This is a genomic window from Nocardia sp. NPDC051833 (assembly GCF_040681225.1).
Lineage (GTDB): Bacteria > Actinomycetota > Actinomycetes > Mycobacteriales > Mycobacteriaceae > Nocardia.
The window spans coordinates 143,748-152,686 of sequence record NZ_JBFAYK010000006.1 but is presented as its reverse complement, the minus strand read 5'-3'; the positions used below and the strand labels follow the sequence as shown (position 1 = coordinate 152,686).

General features: G+C 69.9%; 7 protein-coding genes. 3 read left to right on the top strand and 4 right to left on the bottom strand.

Annotated features, from left to right (window positions below; translation table 11 throughout):
- Window positions 1-527: 527 nt before the first annotated feature.
- Complete coding sequence (locus AB0L91_RS32590) at window positions 528-1,622, top strand: cytochrome c oxidase subunit II (protein WP_355280179.1); 1,095 nt, start codon at window positions 528-530, stop codon at window positions 1,620-1,622.
- Window positions 1,623-1,632: 10 nt separating this feature from the next.
- The gene (locus AB0L91_RS32585) at window positions 1,633-2,049 is read left to right on the top strand and encodes a cytochrome c oxidase subunit 4 (RefSeq protein ID WP_365016461.1); all 417 of its coding nucleotides are present in this window, start codon (window positions 1,633-1,635) and stop codon (window positions 2,047-2,049) included.
- A gap of 85 nt (window positions 2,050-2,134) precedes the next feature.
- Here AB0L91_RS32585 and AB0L91_RS32580 read toward each other — a convergent pair whose 3' ends face one another.
- The 3 genes from AB0L91_RS32580 to AB0L91_RS32570 form a co-directional block, all read right to left on the bottom strand.
- Window positions 2,135-3,406: an FAD-binding oxidoreductase gene (locus AB0L91_RS32580; protein WP_355280066.1), complete on the bottom strand. Its 1,272-nt coding sequence runs from the start codon at window positions 3,404-3,406 to the stop codon at window positions 2,135-2,137.
- A gap of 51 nt (window positions 3,407-3,457) precedes the next feature.
- Window positions 3,458-5,008, bottom strand: coding sequence for an alkaline phosphatase D family protein (locus AB0L91_RS32575; RefSeq protein WP_365016459.1), 1,551 nt, complete (start codon window positions 5,006-5,008; stop codon window positions 3,458-3,460).
- 103 nt (window positions 5,009-5,111) lie between these two features.
- Window positions 5,112-5,750 (bottom strand): TetR/AcrR family transcriptional regulator, encoded by a 639-nt coding sequence (locus AB0L91_RS32570; protein WP_357349278.1) that lies wholly within the window; start codon window positions 5,748-5,750, stop codon window positions 5,112-5,114.
- 170 nt (window positions 5,751-5,920) lie between these two features.
- On the opposite strand from AB0L91_RS32570, the gene AB0L91_RS32565 reads away from it, so the two are divergent.
- Complete coding sequence (locus AB0L91_RS32565) at window positions 5,921-7,495, top strand: AMP-binding protein (RefSeq protein WP_365016457.1); 1,575 nt, start codon at window positions 5,921-5,923, stop codon at window positions 7,493-7,495.
- Window positions 7,496-7,520: 25 nt separating this feature from the next.
- Here the strand turns inward: AB0L91_RS32565 and AB0L91_RS32560 are convergent, their stop codons facing one another.
- Window positions 7,521-8,900, bottom strand: a complete 1,380-nt coding sequence (locus tag AB0L91_RS32560) for an AarF/ABC1/UbiB kinase family protein (RefSeq protein ID WP_365016455.1) — start codon at window positions 8,898-8,900, stop codon at window positions 7,521-7,523.
- Window positions 8,901-8,939: the final 39 nt, after the last annotated feature.

The following is an 8,939-nucleotide window of genomic DNA, read 5'->3' as shown; positions in this document are numbered from 1 at the left end:
GCAGTGCAGCGCGTCGTACACCTGATCGACCACCTCGGTCGTCGCCGTATCAGCTGTCAGGAATCCGAGCAGTCCGCACACGGTGTCGGCAACCTCGTCTCTGGAAGCGAGCGCATAGACGCTCTAACGTCTGGCCTACTGGGGCCCGGGGGTCTGGGCGGCGCATTGCGGTAGAACGATGTCGTAGCAATGCAATGCAGTCACCTTACTGGCGCCCGCAGTCGATGGCACCTCCCGCGGGGCATGTGTGACGACCGGCGAGGGCGTGATGCGGTCCATGGCAACGTATTCGCAGGTCGGCTACCCGGTCTCGGTATCGGCGGAGTGTCGAATACGACCCCGCGACAACTCGGTGCCCGCTTTGGTCTACGCTGCGTAGTACTCAGGTCCTTCTCAGGTGTGCAGGCGTCACAGCGGCAATACTCGAGGGCGGCCTGAAACGTGCTTGAAAGCGGTGTCGGAACGGGCGGATCGCGGCCCGGACGACGCAATGTGTCGGAATGTGTAGCGACCAGGAAGGCGTGAGCGTGGCGCACAAGGCGAGCGAAGAGATCGGGGCACGACCCGTTCGGGGTCGGCAGGGCCGCATCCTTCGACGGGCCGGGCTGGCGGTGTCCTTGGGGATCACTGCCGTCCTCGTCTCGGGCTGCTCGATCGACAATGTATGGCTGCGGTTCGGCTGGCCCTCGGGCATCACGCCGCAGGCCACCCGGATGCGGGAGCTGTGGACCTGGTCCGTGCTGGCCGCGCTCGCGATGGGCGTGCTGGTCTGGGGTCTGACCTTCTGGACCGTCATCATGCACCGCAAGCGCAAGGACTCTCCGGAGTTCCCGCGCCAGACGGGCTACAACGTGTCGCTGGAGCTGACCTACACGGCGATCCCGTTCGTGATCATCGCGGTGCTGTTCTACTTCACCGTGGTCGTGCAGAACTACGTGCACGAGAAGACGGACAACCCGGATGTCACCGTCGACGTGACCGCGTTCCAGTGGAACTGGAAGTTCGGCTACCGCAACATCAACAATGTCGGCGGGCTGACCTGGAACGGCATCGACTCCGAGCGTGAGCTGGCGAACGAAGAGCAGCTCGCGCAGTACGAGGAGCGCAAGAACGAAGAGGGTCACCCGCAGCCGGGCCCGGTGCACGGCAAGCCGGCCAACGACATCCTCTCGTACCTGCACTACGACAAGGTCGAGACCGTCGGTTCCAGCACCGAGATCCCGGTCCTGGTGCTGCCGACCGGCAAGCGCATCGAGTTCCAGCTCGCCGCCGCCGACGTGATCCACGCCTTCTGGGTGCCGGAGTTCATGTTCAAGCGCGACGTGATGCCGAACCCGAAGGAAAACCAGTCCGACAACGTCTTCCAGATCTCCGAGATCGAGAAGGAAGGCGCGTTCGTCGGCCGCTGCGCCGAGATGTGCGGTACCTACCACTCGATGATGAACTTCGAGGTCCGCGCGGTCTCGCCGGAGAAGTACGCCAAGTACATGCAGGCGCGCATCGACGGCAAGACCAACGGCGAGGCGCTCGAGTCGATCGGCGAGTCGCCGGTGGCCACCTCCACGTACCCCTTCAACACCAAGCGTGACATCAAGAGCGCTTCGGTGAACGAGAGCAAGTGAGGATTCTGATATGAGGATCGAAGCGCGGATCTTCGAACTGCTCACGGCGTTCTTCATCCTGGTGGGCATCGTCTACGGCTTCTTCACCGCTCAGTCGCGCACCGGCATCGAGTGGGCCGGTACCACCGCGATCGTGCTGACCGCGGGCCTGTCGCTGATCATCGGCACCTACTTCCGGTTCGTCGCGCGCCGCATCGACCTGCGGCCCGAGGACTACGAGGAGGCCGAGATCGTCGACGGCGCCGGTGACCTGGGCTTCTTCTCGCCCGGCAGCTTCTGGCCGATCACCCTGGCCGCCGCTGGTTCGGTCACCGCGCTGGGCCTGGCGTTCTTCCAGCCGTGGCTGATCGCCCTGGGCGTGGTGTGCGTCCTGGGTGCGGCCGCCGGCCTGGTCTTCGAGTACTACATCGGCGCCGAGAAGCACTGAGCGACAACTACACAGACACAGCTCCACACATACACAGGAAAGGCCCCACCGGAATCCGGTGGGGCCTTTCCTGTTGGGCTGTGGGTTAGACGCTGTAGCGCAGCGCCTGCTCCGAGCGGCAGATGTCGTCGATGCCGGAGACGATCTCGCGCAGCTGCTCCGACGGCAGCGCGGAGGGACGCAGGCGGCAGGTGAAGGTGATCAGGCCGTAGTCGGCAGGCGACAGGCCGCGCGCGGCGGCCTCGGCCCGCAGGTACGGGGAGCGCACGCCGTAGGTCATCGCGGAGATGACGGTGAAGCAGCCGGTGCGTTCGCGGTGGGCGGCGAACAGGTCGTGCAGGCCGTAGAAGACCGAGCCGTAGTTGGCCAGCGGGGCGAACACGCCGACCCGGTAGGCCGGGCCGCGCTCCGACGAACTGATGACGGTGTCGGCCAGGTACTCCGCGTCGCGCATGGTGAGCACCTTGGGCGCGAACATCAGCGCGCCTGCCGCGGCGTTGCGCACCGGCATGCCCGCGCGCCCGCCCGCCGCCGAGGCGATGGCGCCCAGCGACTTGCGGGTGCGGGTGCCGACCTCGCGCCGCGCCCGCAGGCCACGGGTGGGAGCGGTGGGGTACAGGCTCGACCACTGGCCGAAGCGCACGGCGCCGAGAGTCACCTGGCCGGTGCCGACCGGGCGGGCCACCTTCAGTGGCGCGGTGTCGACCCAGCGGCCGACCTGCAGCGCCGCGCTGCCCGGGTTGGTGATCTCGGTGGTGGCGTGCTCGACGAAGGAATCGAAATCGAGGAACCGGTCGGCGTCGGTGGTCAGCCAGGTGTGGTCCTTGTCGACCTCGACGACATCGAGGGTCAGCGCGGTGATGATGCCCGCGCGCCCGCCCGCGCCGAGGATGCGGTGGAACCGCTCGGTGTGGTGGCCGCGCCCGCAGGTGCCGATCCGGCCGTCGGGGTCGACGTACTCGAGGTCGACGATCTGATCGATGAACATGCCGTAGCGGTGCGAGGCGGTGCTGACGCCACCCACGGAGGCGAAGCCACCCGCGGTGATGTCGCGATGGTCGCCGACCACCGGCAGGCCGAGGCCGTGCGCGCCGAGGCGGCGGTCGATCTCGGAGAGCTTGGCACCCGCCTGCACCCGGACCGTCCGCCTGCCCAGGTTGATGTCGAGCACCGAATTCATCTTGCGCAGCGAGAGCACCGCGCGCTGATCGGTCAGGCCATAGGACTCTTCGGTCTGCTCGCCGCCGCGAACCGTCAACCGTTCCGAACGATCGCGCGAATCACGTACAGTGCGAACGACATCCGCGGTGTCCCGGGGGAGATATTCTTCGGAGATGACGGAGTGCGGCGTGCCCATGACCGCATAGCTAACCACAGCTCGGCGATTCTTGCGCACGGTACCTCGGAGCTACTTCCGCGTAGGCGCGAGTCGCTTCGTGAACAGGACTTTCCCGGTCGCGTCGCACAGGTCGACGGTCAGTTCGCCGGAGCGCCCGTCGATGCGGACCTCGCCGAAATGCTGGTACTGCGCGTCCAGCGGCGAGGTGTTCGGCGCTGGCGGCGCGTGCACGAAGACCGCCTCCGGCCCGAAGGTCGGATCGAGCTCGTTCGGGCCGAACGCCCCGGCGTTGAGCGGACCCGAGACGAACTCCCAGAACTCGTCGAAATCGGTGTAGGCGGCGCGCGCGGGCGAATAGTGGTGTGCCGCCGTGTAGTGCACGTCGGCGGTGAGCCAGACGACGTCGGTGACCTTGTTCGCCTTGATCGCCGAGAGCACCTGCGCGATCTCGGTCTCGCGGCCGCTGGGCGCGCCGGGGGTGGCGTTGGCCGGGCCCTCGAAGGCGGTCTTGCCGTCGGGGACGATCAGGCCCAGCGGCAGGTCGGCGGCGACGATCTTCCAGGTGGCCTTCGAATCCCGCAGGCCGTCGCTGAGCCACTTCGTCTGCGCCGTGCCGAAGATGGCGCCCTGCGCCGCGGTGTTGGCGCCGTTGGCGTCCTTGTAGGCGCGCATGTCCAGGACGAAGACGTCCAGCAGCGGGCCGTAGGAGATCTTGCGGTACAGGCGGCCGTCGACGGCTTCCCTCGGCTCCAACGGCATCCACTCGTGGAAGGCCTGCCAGGCGCGCGTGGCCAGGGTGTCCATGCTGCGCTCGGTGTAGCCCTTGTCGGCGGCCACGGTGCCGCCGGGGTACCAGTTGTTGGTGGTCTCGTGGTCGTCCCACTGGACCACCTGGGCGACGGCGGCGTTGAAGCGGCGGTAGTTGTCGTCGGTGAGGTTGTAGGCGTAGTTGCCGCGGAACTGGTCGAGGGTCTCGGCGGGGGCGTTCTTGGCCTCGGCGGTGATGTTCTTCCAGACCCGGCCGTCGGGCAGGGTGACCGATTCCTTCAGTGCGTTGTCGGCGTAGACGCAGTCGCCGGAGTGCAGGAACAGGTGCGGGTCGCGCGCGGCCATCGTGGCGAAGACCTTCATGCCGCCCAGTTCGGGGTTGATGCCGAAGCCCTGGCCGGCGACATCGCCGGACCACAGCAGGCTGATGTCGGCGGGCGCGGTGGGCGCGGTGCGGAAGACGCCGGTCAGGGTGTCCGAGCTCGCGCCGTCCTCGCCCTCCAGGCGCACCCGGTAGTGCACGACCTGGCCCGCGGGCAGGCCGTTGACGCGCACCCGGCCGGTGCCGTCGGTGGCCGGGGTGAGCAGGGGGCCGGTGAATCGCTTGACGTCGCTGAACTTCTCGGTCGCCGCGGTCTCCACGATCAGGGTCGCGGGGCGGTCCGAGCGCGCCCAGATCAGCGCGCCGTCGCTGCGCGGGTCACCGACGGCGACGCCGTGGGTCAGCGCGGGCCTGGCCGTGACCAGGCCGGGACCGTCGCCGCACGCCGCCAGCGCGGGCGTGGTCGCCAGACCGAGGGCGGTGGCGCGCAGCAGCGTGCGCCGGGACATCGCGAAATCCGAACCTGCCATGGATGCCACGGTGCAGCGCCGGTCGGAACGCCGGGACGCGGGCGCGGCAACGCCACATGAACGGTGTCGTACGGTCGGCTAACGGTCTTCCGTGCCGGGGCGGTCAGACGAGCAGGTCGAGCGGCAGCGGGTAGGCGTCGGCGGTGGTGTTGTCGTCGGTCAGCATCCGGGCGGCGGCGGCCTGCCAGTAGTCGAGCAGCGTGCGGTCACCGGTGCCGCGGCGGATCGGGGCGCTGAAGGCCAGGCCGCGCGCGATCTCGACGGTGAGCAGGGCGATGCGCGGGAAGTCGGGATGGGCGGCGATCTCGGGACCGAACAGCTGGGCGAGCTGGGTGCGCAGCTTGGCGCTGATCCGTTCGACCAGCGGGACGAGGGTGGCGTGCAGCGCGGGGTTGGTGCGCGCGGCGGACCAGAGCTCCATCTCGGCGAGAAAGTCCGGGCCCGAGAACAATTCGCGCACGGCCGCGATGGCGGCGGCGAGCCGGTCGGCGGGCGGGTCGGCGTCGAAGCCGTCGATGATCCGCTGGGCGCGGACGGCGCGGCGTGCGACGAGCTCCTCGATGGTCGCGGTGAGCATGTCCTCGCGGGTGGGGAACTGGAACAGCAGCGAGCCGCGCGAGATGCCGGATTCGGCCTGGACGGCGCGCGTGGTCAGGGCCGTGTAGCCGCCCGCGGTGAGGATGGCGATGGCGGCATCGATGACGGTCGCGCGAGCTCGCTCCCCGCGCGTCGGGCTCGTCACGGTGCTGCCTCCCTCGGTTCCGGTCGGGTCGTGCTCGGTCCACCCTAGCGGTCGGCCGCGCGGGTCCCGGTCGAGAACGAATTTACTAGGACATCTGGACTATAAGTGTGACCGATGGTGAAATGTGTCACTAGTCCACATGGACTACATTGGTCTCGACGAGGAGTCAGATGTTGCTGTCCGAAACCGACGCCCCCACCCCGCGACCCGAACTGCTCTACGACTTCGTCGAACGGTGGGCAGTGCGCACCCCCGACGCCACCGCCGTGTCCTACGGCGAGCGGAGCTGGACCTGGGCGCAGTGGTGGGACCGCATCCGGCGCGCCGCGGGGGGCCTGCGCGCGGCCGGGGTGCGGCCCGCCGACCGCATCGCCTACCTCGGCAAGAACCATCCGGCGTGCCTCGAGCTGACCTTCGCCGCGGCCGCGCTCGGCGCCGCCACCGCGATGGTGAACTGGCGCCAGGCCGGCGACGAACTGGCCTACGTCCTCGACGACTGCGCGCCGCGGGTGCTGGTCGTCGACGACGAACTGCTGCCCGCGCTGACCGCCATCCGGGACCGGCTGACACCCGGGCTGACGGTGCTCGTCCTCGGCGGCGAGCACGACGAGTACGAATCCTTCCTGGCCGCCGCCTCCCCGGTGACCCCCGACCCGGACCTGTCCGACACCGCCGACGCGTTGCTGATCTACAGCTCGGGCACCACCGGACGCCCCAAGGGCGTGGTGCTCGGCCAGCGGGCCCTGGTGGTGCACACCGAGAACATCCAGTCGATCTTCCCGGTCGACTCCGGCGACGTGAACCTGGTCGCGATGCCGATGTTCCACGTCGGCGGAATCTGCTACGCGTTCCTGGGGATTCGGGCGGGCATCGCCAGCATCGTGCTGCGGGAACCGGACGGTCCCTCGGTGCTGGCGGGGCTGGCCGCCGGGGCGACCCACGCCTTCTTCGTCCCGCCGGTCATCGCCAGGCTGCTCGCCGCGGGCGAGCCCGCGATCGGGGCGGTCGCGCGATTGAAGTACCTGGGCTACGGCGCCGCTCCCATGCCGCTGCCGCTGCTGCGCGCGGCGCTGACGGCCTGGCCGGACCTGGGCTTCGTGCAGGTCTACGGGCAGACCGAGCTGTCCGGGGTGGTCTGCGCGTTGCGGGCGGCCGAGCACCGCGATCCCGACCGGCCCCAGCTGCTGCTGTCCGCGGGCCGGGCCTACCCGAACGTCGATGTCCGCGTGGTCGACCTGGTCACCGGCGCCGAGGCACCCGTCGGCGAGCAGGGCGAACTGTGGTTCCGTGGCGCGCAGCGGATGACCGGGTACCTGCACCGCCCGGAGGACACCGCCGCGACCGTCACCACCGACGGCTGGCTGCGCACCGGCGACATCGGCCGCGTCGACGCGGACGGCTACGTCTACATCGAGGACCGGCTCAAGGACATGATCATCACCGGCGGCGAGAACGTCTACGGCCCCGAAGTCGAACGCGTCCTGCTCGACCACCCCGCCGTCACCGACGCCGCGATCATCGGGGTCCCCGACGAGCACTGGGGCGAATCGGTGAAAGCCGTGGTGGTCGCGGACGGTTCGATCGACGGCGCCACCCTCATCGCCTTCTGCCGGGAGCACCTGGCCGGCTACAAGTGCCCGCGCACCGTCGATCTCACGGCCGAACTCCCACGCAACGCCAGCGGCAAGATCCTCAAACGCGAACTCCGGCAGCCCTACTGGGACAACCGCGACCGCGCGATCTGACCGGCCGTCCGGACGCGCGCCGCGCTCACAGGCCGGCCGCGGCGGCCGTGTCGGGGTACCAGCGGGTGCACTCGGCGCGGAGGGGGACCTCGGTCTGGAGCTGGCACAGGACGGCGACGCCGCCGAGGAAGGAACGCAGGATGGGGGTGTGGCCGGGCGGCATCGTCAACTGGCGCAGCACGTTCGACAGGCGCAGGTCGGTCGCGAGGCGGACCTGTTTGCGCAGCCAGTCGGCGGAGAGCGGGTAGGTGGGCGACAGCAGGGCGTCGCGCACCGGTTGCAGGCGGGCCGCGACGGTGGCGATGTCGAGCTCGCGGCCCGGGGCAACGAAACCGTGGCGGCGGATGGCGACCTCGAGATCGGCGGGGGAGTCGGCGATCACCGCGGCGCCGACATCACCCGCGACGTCGAGGAAGGCGGCGGGCCACGGCGTGCACGCGCCGAAGTCGACGACGCCGAGGCGGCCGTCGGGCATGCGCAGGAAGTTGCCCGGGTGCGGGTCGCCGTAGACGAGGCCGGCGCGGGCGGGCGCGGAGAACAGGAAGCGCAGGATCAGTACGCCGAGGCGGTCGAGCTCGGCCGCCTCGCCGCGCACGATCAACCGCGACAATGGGACACCGTCGAGCCATTCGGTGACCAGCACGTCACCGCGCTGGGCGATCACCCGGCTCAGCACCACGTCGGGATCGTCGGCGAAGGCGGCCGCGAACACCCGCTGATTGGCCGCCTCGCGGGCGTAGTCGAGTTCGGCGTTGATCTCCTCGCACAGCGCCTCGATCACCGGCCGGGTATCCGCGCCGGGCAGCAGCGCGGTGAACAGCGGGGTGGCGCGGCGCAGGGCCTGCAGGTCGGCCAGGACGGCCCGGCGCGCACCGGGATACATCACCTTGACCGCGACCGGGGTGCCGTCGTGCCAGCGGGCGCGGTGCACCTGGCCGACCGAGGCGGCCGCGGAGGCGCGATCGTCGAATTCCAGGAACAGCGAACGCCAGTCGGGGCCGAGCTGGGCGGCCAGTTCGGTGTGCACGGCGGCGGGCAGCATGGCGGGCGCGGAATCGTGCAGCCGTGCCATCGCCTGGCGGAACGGTTCGGCCAGATCGGGGGCCAGGCCCAGTTCCAGCAGGCCGAGCAGCTGACCCAGTTTCGCGACGCAGCCCTTGAGTTCGCCGAGCACCTGGAACAGATGCTCGGCGGTCCTGGCCCGGATATCGCGGTCGACGTCCTCGGGCGCGCGCCCGATCGCCTTCTTGCCGAACCCGGCGATGCGCCGCCCGGCATAGGCGACCGGCACCGCGGCCAGCCGGGCGCTGCGCACGACCTTGCCGGTGGGGGGATGGCCGACGCGGGTGTCCGGAGCGGAGCGGGCGAACGGCAGCACCCGGCCCTCGGGGTCGCGACCGACCATGTCCACCTCACTGCCCCGCCGGAATGAGTCGACGCCTAC